Consider the following 15,100-nt stretch of genomic DNA (forward strand, 5'->3'; position numbering starts at 1 on the left):
TATAAAGCAAATTACATATTTCATGAAACAGTTTCATGGATGAAAAGAAAACTGCAAGTAGCCTCATTATTTATCAAATTACTCAATTTACCCCCAAACTTGTTGTGAACTCACTCACGCTAACCACCTACTGGATATTGAATAATGCGTTCATGAAAGCGGTTTCGGAGTGTTTGAAACTTGCGATGTGGAGTCATTGAAGAGGTTGATGTGGCGACGATTAAAGATGTGTCTGAATACGCTGGCGTTTCTCAAGCGACCGTTTCTAGAGTCATTAACGGCACTTGCCGCGTTAGCCATGACAAAAAGCTTAAAGTCGAAAAAGCGATCAAAGAGTTAGGATATCGTCCAAACTCTATTGCACAGGCATTAGCCTCAAGCCGTACTGGCAGTATTGGCATTATCGTTCCTGAACTAGGTGGTCCATTTTATTCGGGCATCTTACATAGCATTGAAGAGCGCTTACGCCGCATGGGTTACCACGTGATAGTGACGGCGGGCTCGAATACCGAACAAAGCCAGCGTGAATCGGTAGAGTTTCTGCTTGGTCGCCGTGTTGATGCGATGATTCTGCACACACAAAGCCTTTCTGATGATTATCTGATCGACCTCGATAACAAAGGGATTCCTGTGGTGCTGGTTAACCGATACATCCCTGAAATGGCTCATAGCTGTATCGAGATCGATAACGAATTTGGTGGCCGAATGGCGACTGAATACTTGTTGCGAATGGGGCATCGTAACATTGCATGTATTACCGGACCTCTGGACAGATCTGACGCACGGGGGCGTCTACAAGGTTACCGCAAGGCTCTTGAAGAAGCGGAAATCGTGTATGACGAAGCGTTGGTGTCCGAGGCCGGTTTTACAGAAGAATCTGGTATCAGTGCGATGCGCAAATTGCTTAAACGTGAAAGCGGTTTCACTGCGGTGTTTGCTTGTAATGATCACATGGCGTTTGGTGCTTATGAAGTCTTGAAAGCAGAAGGTATGCAGGTGCCAGAGCAAATCTCTCTCGTAGGATTTGATGACATCTTGTTTGCTCGCTATCTCACGCCAGCCCTTACCACGGTTAACTTCCCGATAGAACAGATGAGCGCAGAGGCGGTACAACTTGTCATCCAAGCGCTGAACAAGAACAAACGTGATGTGAACTTCAAACTCACTCCTACCCTAGTGCCAAGAAGTTCGGTCAAGGAACTCAATACTCTCTAGAACAATAATTAAGGACAACAACATGAAACTCAAAACTTTGACGCTTGCCATGACGGCTGCACTTGGTGTTGCTGCAACGGTAAACGCTGCCGATGAAACTAAAATCCGCTTCGATGGTTTTCCTGACTTCGATAGCAGCTTAAAAGTGCTGTTGCCAGATTTCGAGAAAGAGACCGGCATTAAGGTTGATTACCTAATGAACAACCACGGTGACCACCATACGAAGCTGACAACCAACTTGGCGACGGGCTCTGGTGCAGGTGATGTGATTGTTGTTGATGTAGAAAAGATTGGCCCATTCGTGGCGTCGGGCGGTCTGGTAAATCTGTCTGAAAATTATGGCGCTGATAAGTACGCAGAAAGCTTTGCTCCTTACGCATGGGCGCAAGGCAAAGGTGCCGACGGTGATGTGTACGGCATGCCTGTCGATCTAGGTCCTGGCGTTATGTACTACCGCACAGACATTTTCGAAAAAGCGGGCATTGATGTTAACGAAGCGATCAAGGATTGGGATTCTTACATTGCAGCAGGTGAAAAACTTAAGCAGCAAAATGTTCAACTAATCGCTTCGGCAGCGGATGTGGCACAAGCGCTCATCTTCACCACAGTTCCTGAAGGTGAAGGTCTGTACTTCGACAAAGACGGCAACCCAGTCGTGACTTCTGAGCGATTTGTGCACGCGTTCGAAGTGGCAAAAGAGATCCGTGACAAAGGCTTGGACGGTCGCATTCTAGCGTGGTCAAACGAATGGTACGAAGGCTTCCGTAACGGCACATTTGCGACTCAGCTTTCTGGTGCTTGGCTACTTGGTCACCTAAACAACTGGATTGCTCCAGAAACAGCAGGCAGCTGGGGCGTGTCTAACCTTCCTGATGGTATTTACGGAAGCTGGGGCGGCTCATTCCTATCGATTCCAACCCAATCTAAGCACCAAGATGAAGCGTGGAAGCTAATTGAATACATGACAACCAAGCGTGAAATTCAGCTTAAACACTTCGAAACCATTGCAGCATTCCCTGCGAACACCACGACTTACGACGACCCAATGTTCGAAGAGAAAATCGAATTCCTAGGTGGTCAGCAAGCGCGTCTATTGTTTGCTGAAGTGGCGCAGAACATCAAGCCAGTGGCACCAGCGAAAGGCGATCACGTTGCTCGTTCTATCATCCTAGAGAATGCACTGATGGAAGTGCTGGATGAAGGTAAAGACATTAAGACTGCGCTTAAAGAAGCAGAGCGCATGATTAAACGTCGTACGCGTAATCTGTAATTTTTGCCAATACTTAAGGCAGGAAGGGGGCATGTCCCCCTTCTAGGTAAGAGGTCGTTACTATGAATCAGGCAGCGAGCAAGGTTATGGAAACATCACAGCGTGAGAGCATTTTTTCTCGTCTAAATTTGAAAGCGCTTACACCGTATGGATTCCTATTGCCGTTTTTGATTATCTTTTCAGTGTTCGGAATTTTTCCGTTGCTGTTTTCTATTTTTCTTTCTTTTAATGAGTGGAACCCAGTCGAGGGTTTGGGGGCAATGGACTATGTGGGGTTCGAAAACTACCACATTGCACTGACAGACCCGTGGCTGTGGCGCTCACTGAAAAACACGCTTTGGCTAGCTATCACATCAGGTGTGGCTCAGCACTTAGTTGCTTTACCTGTGGCGTACATCTTGGTGTCGCTGGGTGACCGTTTCCGTCATTGGCTGACATCGGCGTACTTCCTACCGTTCATCACATCTACGGTGGCAGCGTCGCTTATCTTCTTCAACATGTACTCGCCAAACTCGGGCATCATCAACCAAAGCTTGATGGCACTGGCAGACAGCACCTTGTTTGGTTGGGCATTCTCTTGGGTTAACGACTTCCAGCCAATCCGTTGGTTAGATGACGCGACCATGGTTAAGCCTTCCATCGCCATCATGGTGTTCTGGAAATACACAGGCTTCAACATCGTGTTGTACACCACTGGCTTGATGACAATTCCTAAAGACATCCTAGAAGCGGCACGTATGGACGGTGCAAACGCATGGCGTCGATTCTGGAGCATTTCACTACCAATGATTCGTCCATTCATCTTCTTTGCGGTCACCATGACCATCATCGGTAACTTGCAGTTGTTCGAAGAACCTTTCGTCCTAACGCGCGGTACTGGTGGTACGGGTCAGTCTGGCTTAACCATCTCTATGTACCTCTACAAAGTGGGTTGGGAATGGTTAGAAATGGGTACAGCGTCAGCAATTTCATGGCTGCTCTTTACCTTGATTGCAGGCTGTACAGCGGTTCAATTCTTCTTCTTCGGTAAGAAAGGTCTAGGGGAGCAATAAGATGAGTACTAACACTTTACCTGCGGCGCAGCGTTGGCGTCCTAGCGATCGCAGCATCGAGATCTTCACCAAAGTATTGATGGTGATGCTCGGCTCCGTGCTGATTGTTTCTGCCATCATGACGGTATTCCCGTTCATTTGGTCGGCGTTACTTTCAACCCGTGACCGTACTGAAATTTTTGGCACAGGCATCAGCTTTGCCATTGGTGATAGCTTAGCAGTCAACTACGCCAAGCTATTGGAAATTATGCCTTTCTGGCAGGCGATGTTTAACTCCATCTACATCGCGTTCCTAGGCACCACGATCTCATTGCTGTTTTGTAGCATGGGTGGCTATGCGTTTGCAGTCTACAAGTTCAAAGGCAAAAACGTGCTGTTTGGTATGTTGGTTGGCTCGATGATGATTCCGCCAGTATTGAGCCTGATCCCTTACTTTATGATCGTGAAGTTCCTTGGTTTGCTCGATAACCACTTAGCGGTTTGGCTACCATTCACCACCACGCCATTTGGTATTTTCTTGATGCGTCAGCACGTGGTGGCGTCGATTCCGAAAGAGCTGTTAGAAGCAGCGAAGCTAGATGGCGCAGGTGAATTCCGTACTTACTGGAGTGTGGTATTGCCACTGATGAAACCGGCGCTCGCGACGCTTGCTATCGTGCAGTTCGTCTTCTTCTGGAACATGTTCATGCAACCATTGGTGGTACTGACGACGCCAGAGAACTACGTGATTACTCAGGCACTACGAAGCGTGCAGGGCATTCCAAATACGCCATGGGGCGCGGTGATGCTAGGTACTACTATCTCTATTCTCCCGTTAGTAATTACTTACTTATTTGCTTCGAAACAGATGATTAGCGGTCTGACATCAGGCGCTGTGAAAGGTTAAGAGAAATTTAAGGCATAAAAATATAATGAATAAATTCCAATTACCCCAAGATTCTAAAATGCGCCGCCCAGAGTTTCTATTTGGTGTCGCGACGTCTTCTTACCAAATTGAAGGAGGTGCACAACTTGGCGGACGCACCCCATCGATTTGGGATATGTTCTGCAACAAATCTGGCGCCGTCGACAATGCTGATAACGGTGATGTGGCGTGTGATCACTTTCATTTATGGAAGCAAGACATTGAGATGATTCAAGGTCTTGGCGTGGATGCTTACCGTCTGTCGATGGCATGGCCTCGTATCCTGCCAGAAGATGGCAAGGTGAATGAAGAAGGGTTGAAGTTCTACGAGCAAATTATCGATGAATGTCATGCTCGCGGTTTGAAAGTGTTTGTCACCCTTTACCACTGGGACTTGCCTCAATACCTTGAGGATAAAGGTGGCTGGCTTAACCGTGAAACGGCTTACAAGTTTGCAGAGTATGCGGATGTAGTTAGTGCTTACTTCGGTGACAAGATTGATTCTTACGCAACATTGAACGAACCTTTCTGTTCTGCTTACCTAGGTTACCGTTGGGGCGAGCATGCGCCAGGTATTAAAGGTGAGCGTGAAGGCTTCTTGTCAGCACACCACCTCATGTTAGGCCATGGCTTGGCGATTCCACACATGCGTAAGAACGCACCAAACGCAATGCACGGTTGTGTGTTCAATGCGACGCCCGCCTACCCATACACAGAGGCAGATGTAGAAGCGGCAGAGTACAGTGATGCAGAAGGTTACCATTGGTTTATGGACCCAGTGTTGAAAGGGACATACCCAGAAACCGTACTTAAGCGCCAAGCGCACAACATGCCGATGATTCTAGAGGGTGACCTCGATATCATCCGTACTGACCTAGACTTCATTGGCATCAACTTCTACACCCGCTGTGTGGTGCGATTTGATGCGAACGGCATGCTAGAGAGCATTCCTCAACCAGAAGCAGAGCACACCTTTATTGGTTGGGAAATCTACCCACAAGCGCTAACTGATCTATTGCTGCGTCTAAAAGCGCGTTACTCAAACCTACCGCCACTGTACATCACTGAAAACGGCGCAGCGGGTGATGATCACCATGTTGCCGGTCAAGTGAATGATGAACAACGTGTGCGCTACTTCCAATCGCATTTAGAAGCGCTGGATGAAGCGATCAAAGCAGGCGTAAATGTGAATGGTTACTTCGCTTGGAGCCTAATGGATAACTTCGAGTGGGCGTATGGCTACAAACAACGTTTTGGCATCGTACACGTTGACTACCAAACTCAAGAGCGCACCTTAAAGCAGAGTGCGATTGCGTACCGAAACATGCTGCTAGAGCGAGCTGAGGAGAACAAATAATGGCTAAAGTAGAATTCAAAAACATCAAAAAATCTTACGATGATGTGGAAGTCGTCAAGCACTTCGACTTTACCGTTCAAGATGGCGAATTCGTGGTTTTCCTTGGTCCATCGGGTTGTGGTAAATCGACCACACTGCGTATGTTGGCAGGTTTAGAGAGCATCACAGCCGGTGAGATTTACGTTGGCGATAAGCTGATGAACAAAATCGATGCCAAAGACCGTGACCTTGCGATGGTGTTCCAAAGCTACGCGCTTTACCCACACATGACGGTTTACGAGAACATCGCCTTTGCGCTCAAGCTAAAGGGCATGCCGAAAGATCAAATCGACGTTGAAGTGCGCAAAGCGGCGAAAATGCTGGAGCTGGATGCACTGTTGGATCGTAAGCCGAAAGAGCTGTCTGGCGGCCAGCGTCAACGTGTGGCGATGGGACGTGCGATGGTGCGTACACCAAAAGTATTCTTGTTTGATGAGCCATTGTCTAACCTTGATGCCAAGCTCCGTGGTGTGATGCGTGAAGAGATCAAACACCTTCATCGCGAACTGAAAACGACGACGATTTACGTAACCCACGACCAGATTGAAGCGATGACATTGGCAGATCGTATCGTGATTCTGAAAGATGGTTATGTGGCTCAGGTTGGCACGCCAACTGAAGTGTTCCAACGCCCTGCAAACAAGTTCGTGGCACAGTTCATCGGTAACCCGTCAATGAACATGTTGGATGCGAAGTTAGTGGGTGAAGAAGGCAATTGGGAAGTCGAACTGGGTGATGTTCGTATTCCTTTACCAGAGCGTTTTAAAGCCCACGCATCGAAGAACCTAGCCCTGCACTTTGGCGTTCGTCCGACGGACATTCATTTGCGTTCAGAGCAAGTGGATCACGACCGCGTACTGCCGTTCCCGGTGAAAATCAAAGATAAAGAGCTATTGGGTGCGAGTATTCTGCTGAAGACAGAAATCGCTGGTCAGCCTTTAATGGTGGAGACGCAAGCGGCTGAAGTGGATGTGGATACGCTAACTCTATACTTGGATTTGGATGCGATTCATCTATTTGACGCGCTGAGTGAAAATTCTCTGGCAACGTTCTAATCTGACATATGAAAGCCAGTGCGCTTAAGGCGTGCTGGCTAATTACCAAGCTCTCATTTCTTATCGTTAAGCGTTGCCGTACTCCTTTCGGTTAAATATATTTCTATCATTAGCTTGCATGTTGGTAACTATGAAAAAGAAAAAACGCGCTCCATCCATTTACGATGTCGCCAAACTCGCCGGGGTTTCACCGAGTACCGTATCTCGTTTTCTCAATCGCACCACCTTTATTTCTAAAGAGAAAACCATTGCGATAGAAGATGCGATCAAAGCGCTCGATTACAAACCGAACTACCAGATGAATCAGGGCAGCAATACGCGCTCGATGACGATTGGTGTGTTAGTTCAAAATCCAGAAAGTCCTTTTACCAGCCGTATCTTTAACGATATGGAGCGGTTCCTTGGGCCAAAGGGCTACTCGCTTGTGATTGCTTCGGGGTACTGGCAACACAGTATGCAGTTACAGGCGTTGGATTATCTTGAAAAGAGCAATGTTGATGGCGTGATTGTGGTCGCTGGCAGCTTAACCGAGCATGAGTTGGTTGAGTATGCGAGAAAGATTCCTGTGGTTGCAGTCGGTTACAACTACACCGGTGAGAAGCTGCATTCAGTCAATATCGATAACGTTCTTGGTGGCCATATGGCGACACTGCATTTGTTGCAACAAGGCCATGTGAACATCGCCCACATCAAAGGGTTACTTAACCAACCAGACGCGGTTGCACGCTTTGTTGGTTATAAGAAGGCACTCACTGAAGCGGGGATTAAAGTACGTAATAACCTGATTAAGCAGGGCGATTTCAGCAGCGAAGTCGGTTATGAACGCACCGTTGAGTTGATTGAATCCAAAGTGCATTTCTCTGCGCTGTTTGCCGCTAATGATCAGACCGCTTATGGGGCGATAAAAGCGTTGCACGACCACGGTTTAAAAGTGCCGGAAGACGTCTCAGTGATAGGCTTTGACGATCTGCCTACTTCGAAGTATTTCACGCCGGGGTTGACCACACTACGTCAACCTGTTGAAGAAATTGGGGTAGCCTGTGCCGAGTCGATTCTTGGCTTATTGACTGGCGAGCAGTGCAATACTCGACTTCCACCGATTGATCTGATTGTGCGTGATTCAACGGTATCGAAATTTCGTCCTCAATAAGCCAATACACAAGTAGCCAATACTCAAAAGCTAGGGTTACTTGGGTATCACTGCTCTAAGCGGGTAACAAGTCCGATTGATAGTAAGCCAGTTCACTGGGCAGAATAGGGTTGGTCAAATGAAACACACGGCGCTGGTGGAGCTTCATTGCACGCACATCTGTGCCGTAGGTTTGTTCAAATAACTCATCCAGTTCACCATTGTTCAGGCTGCGTTCCAGCCCCAACTTGAGCTCTGTAAACAATTCGGCCTTTTCTGGATGGCAGTAAAAAACCAGTGGGAAAGGGTAATAGAGCATAATAGTTGGTTCCACGACCAAATCGGGAACAAGGTACGCGTATTGTGTCACGATCGCTTCGGCTTCATTTGCACCGAGTGCCATGTAATCACATTCGCCACTCTGTACGGCTAATAAGCGCTCCTCTAGGCTGCCATGCTCTTCGACTTGGTATTGATTAACGCGAAACAGATCGGCATCCGCCCAAGTTGCAGGAATACCAATACTCATTTGTTTTAGCTTCGCTTCACTCAATCCTCGAAACTCTGCCAATCGGTCTTTACGGACAATCAAAACTCGGCAGCCCAATAATCCTTTACATAAAGGCTGTGGAAGCATCAGATAACTGCCCTGAGCAAACTTCTTATTGCCAGCAACGGTGACGAGCAGATCAGTTCCGTGGGAGAAGACTTGCCCTTCATCCTTTGCATCTGGATAGTCAGTTAAGTCATTGTTTACAAACAATTCCTGTTGAGAGTTTTGAAGCGCAAGTTGCAAGGCCTCCCATTCATATTGCTGACGAATCGTTGATTTATTGCCATTCCAAAATTGCACCATGGCGCTCTCCTCTATGTGGATCATATTAGATTATGATTTCACTGCTTATTTAATATTGAAAGCGCTTTCTTATGGTTTCTTGATGTTTTGTGTGCAAGCGCACGGAGGCTGTATTAATGAGCGCGCTTTATTGAGGCTGACTCTTACGTAAAACGGTTGTGACATCACGCATGATCAAACTTGCATGAGCTCACAAAATACAAGGTTTTGGTGTTATTTTTAACTCATTGAAATTATTAGGCTTAATATCTAAGTGAGATCTGGCGCTAGTTTAAGTTATTGAATATATTGATCTTGTTTGATTGTGATCAGAGCTTTGTTTTTGCTCACTTTTATTGAAGAACCTAAGCATTTTTACGAGTATCTATCGCATAAAGAAAGCGCTTTCTTTGTTGTGGATTCGAGCCTGTCAGTGTCATCAGCAATGATGAATTGATTACACCCTACATCAAAGTTCGCTTCATTTTTTTGAAATAAAAAGAAAGCGCTTTCTTTTCGTATCCAACATTATAAAAGGACAATGTGATGCATAAGAAAACTCTGCTCGCTACATTTGCTGCCAGCATGATGCTTGCTACTACCGCTCAAGCGGACACCATCAAACAAGGTGGTACGCTAACGGTGCCAATCATCAACACCGGGTTTGTTGAAAACTTTAACCCATACACGACTAAGGACACCTTACACGGCATTATGTTCGAGCCACTGTTTGTGTTGAACAACATGACGGGGGAAACACACTATCGTTTGGCTGAGTCGGTTGAATATTCTGATGACCTAAAAACCATCACGCTAAAATTACGTGACGGCTTGGAGTGGTCTGATGGTGCGCCATTAACGGCAGAAGACGTGGTGTTCAGCTTTGAGCTGACAAAGAAAGCGCCAGCATTTGATGTCAAAGCGATTTGGCCAACGGGTAACCTAACGAGCATTGAAGCGACAGATAAACAAACGGTGGTATTCAACCTAGCAGAGCCTGACTCGACTTTCCTTTGGAGCATCGGTGCTTACCACATTGTCCCTAAACACACTTGGTCGAAAGTAACAGATTACACAACGTTCACTAACCCTAATCCTGTAGGCAGCGGCCCGATGACGACGGTGAAGTACGTAAAACCGCAGCAGATGGAATTGTGTCGTAACCCACATTACTACCTAGAAAACCGTCCTTACCTAGACTGTGTAAACTTCCGTTCTTACAACGATAACTCACAGATCCAGCCAGCTCTGATCAAAGGTGAAATTGACTGGGGTTCAAACTTTATTGCAGATGTTGAGTCCACGTTTGTTGGCCAAGACAAAGAAAATAACCACTTCTGGTACCCAGCGAACGATGCGATTCACTTGTACGTGAACACCAAGAAAGCCCCGTTTGATGATTTGCGTGTACGCCAGGCGCTGTCTATGTCGTTAGACCGTGAAGCAATTGTTGATATTGCGGCTTATGGTTACCCAACCGTGAACTACAACGTCGGTGGTATCGCTGAGCTGTACAAAAAGCACATTGATGAAGATGTGAACAAAAAGTTCGGCCACTTAACGCAATACGATGCGAAGAAAGCACAGAGCTTGCTCGATGAAGCAGGTATTGTTGACCGCAATGGCGACGGCTTCCGTGATAACGCTGATGGTTCTACTGTTGAGTTTGATATCGAAGTGGTTAACGGTTGGACGGACTGGATTCAGGTCGTGCAAATGGTGACGGAATACTTCGCGGATGTGGGCATTAAAGCCAACGTGAAAACCGTTGACTGGGCCGTGTACGACAAGAACTTGAAAGACAGTGCGTTCACCATGTCAATCAACTGGTCAATGGTGTCGGATAACCCAATCCTTGCATTCCAAGAGTACTACCACACATCACGCGTTGGTAAAGGCTTCCACGCAGGTCACGGTGTGCACTCACCTGAAATCGACAAGTTGATCGACAGCTTCGGTAAAATTGGTGATGCAGAGAAACAAGAAGCAATCATCTCTGAACTTCAAGAGTTCACGGCAGAGAACATGCCATTTATCCCGCTGTTCTCAAACCCAACTTGGTTCCAATACAGCACGAAAAATATCGTTGGTTGGCCAAGTGAAAAAGACCCTTACATCCAACCGGTTTGGTATGACGGCGGCAAGCGCGTGATCATCCTGAACAACCTACACCTGAAATAACTAGCGATTTCAATTTGTAGGTAGGTTTTTTAATTAACATCGGAGCCGCAACCGTAATTGCAAAAGTAAGTGCGTGTTGTGGCTCGTAAGTTAAAGGTTTGATATGTCGTTTCTAGCTCGCCGATTTGGCTTTTATTTTACTGCCTTTCTGATTGCGATCTCTTTCAACTTCATGTTGCCACGCCTTATGCCTGGTGACCCTGTTGATGCCTTGTTTGCTGCGGCGCAAGGTCGAATGGATCCTGCTCAGATGGATGCTGTACGTGAGATGTACGGCTTTGTTGATGGCAACATCTTTGTTCAATACATCGCTTACATGAAAAGTGTTTTCACGCTTGATCTTGGCCCATCGGTTTTGATGTTCCCAGTCAGCGTATCTGAAGTGATTGCGATGGCACTGCCATGGACCATGTTCCTAGCGCTAGGTTCTCTGATCGTGGCGCTGATCATTGGTGTGAGTATTGGTACTTATGCCTCTTACCGTCGTGAAGGACTGTTTGGTCAAATCGTGCCGCCAGTACTGGCCTTCATCAGTAACTTCCCTTACATCGTTACTGCTTTATTGCTGTTCTACTTCTTCGGTTTGAAGATGGAATTGCTGCCGTTGGCATACACCTATGACCCGTCGTTGGAGCCTGGTTTTAACTGGGAATTCATCAGCAGTGTAGCGAAACACGCAATCTTGCCAATGGGCTCAATGGTCGTGGTTGGTATCTCGACATGGGTGTTCAATATGCGTAACGCGATGATCAACGTGCTGGGTGAAGACTACGTCACCATGGCAGAAGCGAAAGGCTTAAGCAGCTACAAAGTAATGAGCCGCTACGCAGGTCGTAATGCGATCTTGCCTGTTGCAACGGCGATTGCGATGGCGATTGGTTTTTCATTCGCAGGTTCAATCATGACTGAGGTGGTGTTCAACTACCAAGGCTTGGGCAACATTCTGCTGAAAGGCATCGTGGCGCGTGATTACCCACTTATCCAAGCCATCTTACTTATCTTAGTGACGGCGGTTCTGACTGCCAACTTCATTGCTGATCTGCTGTACGTGTGGCTTGATCCACGAATTTCGAACTAAGGTGCATCATGGAAAAATTAATCAATACCCCAACGCCTTCTGAGCACGATGAACTGATGACTCGTGAGTCGAAATTCTCTTGGAAGCGCATCAAAAAAAGCTTCGGCAAAGTGTACGCTTTTTTCTATGGCAACCCGCCTGCCATTATCGGTGGTTTGCTGCTGTCGATTGTTCTAGCTGGTGCGATTTTCGCTCCTGTGCTGGCAACGCATGACCCTGACCGTCGTGTTGCAAGACCACACGTAGCGCCAAATGCAGAGCACGTACTTGGCACTACTCGTAGTGGCCGCGATGTTTACAGCCAAGTGTTGCACGGCGCGAGAAAGTCACTCACGGTTGCGATTTCAGCTGGTGTGATTGCAATGAGCCTAGCCGTCATTATCGGTGTCTCTGCGGGCTACTTCGGCGGCAAAATCGATGAGCGTCTTAACTTCCTAACTAACGTTTTCTTGGTGTTCCCTCAGCTACCTTTGCTGATTGTACTCGCCGCTTTCTTAGGGCAGGTGGGGTCCCTCGTCATCACCATATTGCTCGGGATAACCTCCTGGCCTTGGGGGGCTCGGGTCATTCGTTCACAAACCATGGCGATTCGAAATAAAGAATTCATTATCTCGGCAGAAGTAATGGGCGAATCAAAAATCCGCATCATCCTAGTCGAAATCCTACCGAACCTTGTCTCGATTGTATTTGGTGGTTTCTTGGGCACAGTGATTTACGCAATGGGCTCAGAAGCTGGCCTTGGCATCCTAGGTTTGGGTGACGCAACAGAAGTGAGCTGGGGCTCGATGTTGTACTGGGCACAAACGTCTTCGTCTCTATACACCGGCGCTTGGTGGGAGATGTTAGTTCCTGCGATGGCTCTCGCAATCACAGGTGGTGCACTGGCACTGATCAACATGTCGATTGACCAAGTGAGTAACCCGAAACTTCGTACTGGTCCACACATTAAGCTGTGGCACAAACTGAAAAAAGAAGCAGATAAGCGCCGAGGTCTAAGATGAGCAACTTATTAGAAATTAACAACCTATGCGTCGATTATGTATCACCAAACGGCGTAGCTCGTGCAGTGAACAACGTCAGCATCAGCATCGCTCCGGGTGAAACGCTCGGTATCGCCGGTGAGTCTGGTTGCGGCAAAAGTACCTTGGCATTTGCTATCTCACGTCTGCATAAAGCACCGGCTCTGATCTCTGAAGGGGAAATTCTCTACAAAGGTCATGACGTGTTGAAGATGAACGATAAGCAGCTACGCAACTTCCGCTGGAATGACGTGTCTGTGGTGTTCCAAAGTGCAATGAACTCTTTAAACCCAGTGATCACCATTGGTGAGCAGTTAACCGACGTGATTCTTGCGCACCGAAAAGTGACTTACCAAGAAGCGTATGACCGTGCGGTTGAGCTGCTTGGTGTGGTGGGCATTCACGGCGACCGCATGGCGAGCTTTCCACACCAATTGAGTGGCGGCATGCGTCAACGCGTGGTGATTGCTGTTGCGCTCGCGTTAGAGCCAAAACTGATCATCATGGACGAACCAACCACCGCGCTCGATGTGGTGGTAGAGCGTGAAATCCTTAATGAACTTTACGAGCTGAAGAGCAAATTTGGTTTCTCGATTCTGTTCATCAGTCATGACTTGAGCTTGATGGGCGAAATCGCAGACCGCATTGGTGTGATGTACGCGGGCAACTTAATTGAACTTGGGGATGCGAAGAACGTATTTGGTGATCCTCAACACCCATACACCAAAGGTTTGATTTCTTCATTCCCAACCATTCACGGACCGAAAGAGCGTTTATACGGCATTCCGGGTAACCCTGTGAACCTACTGAAAATCCCGCAAGGCTGTAACTTCCAAGCGCGTTGCAATGCATGTTTTGCAGAGTGTCAGAAGAGCGATCCAACCTTAGTGCCAGTTACAAACGGCAACCTAGTGTCATGTCATTTGATGTAAATGGGAGAGAATAATGGATAACGTAACAAACCCAGAAGTGATTCTCTCAGTAAAGAATCTAGTGAAAGACTTTCCTATTGGTCAGTCTGCAAAAAGCAACTTGATGCGAGCGGTGAATGACGTCACGTTTGAACTGCGCAAAGGGGAAGCGCTGGCTATCGTAGGTGAATCTGGCTCAGGCAAAAGCACGGGCGCACGCGTTCTGACGCGCATCTACGACAAAACCGATGGTGAGGTAACGTTCAAAGGCCAAGAGTTGGGTGAATACATTCAAGAGCACGGCGAGCTGGAATACGCGCGCCAAGTGCAGATGATTTTCCAAGACCCATTTGGCTCGCTGAACCCAGTTCATACCATTTACCACCATATTGCACGTCCGCTTCTGATCCACAAACGTGCGGAAAAAGACGCGATTCCAAAGTTGGTTTACGAACTGCTTGAGCTGGTTGGTCTGTCTCCGGTGAAAGAAACCGCAGAAAAATACCCACATGAGCTAAGTGGCGGTCAGCGCCAACGTGTTGCGATTGCTCGTGCGATTGCCGTCGACCCTGAAGTGATTCTGGCGGATGAGCCTATCTCAATGCTCGACGTGTCAGTTCGCTTGGGCATTTTGAACTTGATGTCGGATCTGAAAGACAAGCACGGCATCTCTTTCATGTACATCACTCATGACATCGCGACCGCGCGTTACTTCGCGGAAAAAACTGCCGTCATGTACGTGGGCCACATGGTCGAGTGGGGCAACAGCGACAACGTGACACAAAATCCGCAACACCCATATTCCCAGTTGTTGCTCTCAGCGGTGCCTGAAGTGGGCAACTCCGGTAAACGTGATTTGATGGCGAAGAAGGGTGAGATCCCGTTATGGAAGCCAAGCAGCGTAGGCTGTCCGTTTGCCAGTCGCTGTTTAAAAGCGACCGAAGTGTGTACTCAATCGGTGCCTGAAGCGACGAAAGTCGGCGAAGACCATTACGCACGCTGCCACCACTTAGGATAAAAACAAATTAGCTTATTAAAAAAAGCGTAGAAAGAAA

The 15,100-nt window shown here is 47.5% G+C and carries 13 protein-coding genes; 12 read left to right on the plus strand and 1 reads right to left on the minus strand.

Annotation, left to right across the window (positions count from 1 at the left end):
* The first annotated feature begins 210 nt into the window (after positions 1-210).
* The 7 genes from GXP65_RS04615 (at position 211) to GXP65_RS04645 (ending at position 8,042) form a co-directional block, all read left to right on the plus strand.
* Complete coding sequence (locus GXP65_RS04615; protein WP_045455755.1) at positions 211-1,215, plus strand: LacI family DNA-binding transcriptional regulator; 1,005 nt, start codon at positions 211-213, stop codon at positions 1,213-1,215.
* Positions 1,216-1,237: 22 nt separating this feature from the next.
* Complete coding sequence (locus GXP65_RS04620) at positions 1,238-2,485, plus strand: extracellular solute-binding protein (protein ID WP_162092151.1); 1,248 nt, start codon at positions 1,238-1,240, stop codon at positions 2,483-2,485.
* Between the two features lie 62 nt (positions 2,486-2,547).
* Positions 2,548-3,537 carry a sugar ABC transporter permease gene (locus tag GXP65_RS04625; RefSeq protein WP_162092152.1) on the plus strand — a complete coding sequence of 330 codons (990 nt, stop codon included), beginning with the start codon at positions 2,548-2,550 and terminating at the stop codon, positions 3,535-3,537.
* A 1-nt stretch (position 3,538) separates the two neighbouring features.
* Positions 3,539-4,423 (plus strand): carbohydrate ABC transporter permease, encoded by an 885-nt coding sequence (locus tag GXP65_RS04630; protein WP_009706754.1) that lies wholly within the window; start codon positions 3,539-3,541, stop codon positions 4,421-4,423.
* Positions 4,424-4,448: 25 nt separating this feature from the next.
* Positions 4,449-5,798 (plus strand): GH1 family beta-glucosidase, encoded by a 1,350-nt coding sequence (locus GXP65_RS04635; protein ID WP_162092153.1) that lies wholly within the window; start codon positions 4,449-4,451, stop codon positions 5,796-5,798.
* Positions 5,798-6,892, plus strand: a complete 1,095-nt coding sequence (ugpC, locus tag GXP65_RS04640) for a sn-glycerol-3-phosphate ABC transporter ATP-binding protein UgpC (protein WP_010453536.1) — start codon at positions 5,798-5,800, stop codon at positions 6,890-6,892. The genes GXP65_RS04635 and ugpC overlap by 1 nt, the downstream gene beginning before the upstream one ends.
* 130 nt (positions 6,893-7,022) lie before the next feature.
* Positions 7,023-8,042, plus strand: coding sequence for a substrate-binding domain-containing protein (locus GXP65_RS04645; protein ID WP_005428256.1), 1,020 nt, complete (start codon positions 7,023-7,025; stop codon positions 8,040-8,042).
* A gap of 55 nt (positions 8,043-8,097) precedes the next feature.
* On the opposite strand, the gene GXP65_RS04650 is transcribed toward GXP65_RS04645, so the two are convergent.
* Complete coding sequence (locus GXP65_RS04650; protein WP_162092154.1) at positions 8,098-8,877, minus strand: transporter substrate-binding domain-containing protein; 780 nt, start codon at positions 8,875-8,877, stop codon at positions 8,098-8,100.
* A gap of 525 nt (positions 8,878-9,402) precedes the next feature.
* Here GXP65_RS04650 and GXP65_RS04655 point away from each other — a divergent pair.
* The 5 genes from GXP65_RS04655 (at position 9,403) to GXP65_RS04675 (ending at position 15,063) form a co-directional block, all read left to right on the plus strand.
* Complete coding sequence (locus GXP65_RS04655) at positions 9,403-11,037, plus strand: ABC transporter substrate-binding protein (protein ID WP_045383137.1); 1,635 nt, start codon at positions 9,403-9,405, stop codon at positions 11,035-11,037.
* 103 nt (positions 11,038-11,140) lie between these two features.
* Complete coding sequence (locus GXP65_RS04660; RefSeq protein ID WP_005428401.1) at positions 11,141-12,115, plus strand: ABC transporter permease; 975 nt, start codon at positions 11,141-11,143, stop codon at positions 12,113-12,115.
* A gap of 8 nt (positions 12,116-12,123) precedes the next feature.
* The gene (locus GXP65_RS04665) at positions 12,124-13,116 is read left to right on the plus strand and encodes an ABC transporter permease (RefSeq protein WP_009706761.1); all 993 of its coding nucleotides are present in this window, start codon (positions 12,124-12,126) and stop codon (positions 13,114-13,116) included.
* Complete coding sequence (locus GXP65_RS04670; protein WP_162092155.1) at positions 13,113-14,066, plus strand: ABC transporter ATP-binding protein; 954 nt, start codon at positions 13,113-13,115, stop codon at positions 14,064-14,066. Before GXP65_RS04665 ends, GXP65_RS04670 begins: the two co-directional genes overlap by 4 nt.
* A 13-nt stretch (positions 14,067-14,079) precedes the next feature.
* Positions 14,080-15,063, plus strand: coding sequence for an ABC transporter ATP-binding protein (locus GXP65_RS04675; protein WP_038888527.1), 984 nt, complete (start codon positions 14,080-14,082; stop codon positions 15,061-15,063).
* Positions 15,064-15,100: the final 37 nt, after the last annotated feature.

Source organism: Vibrio sp. LB10LO1 (assembly GCF_010092875.1).
GTDB classification, from domain to species: domain Bacteria; phylum Pseudomonadota; class Gammaproteobacteria; order Enterobacterales; family Vibrionaceae; genus Vibrio; species Vibrio campbellii.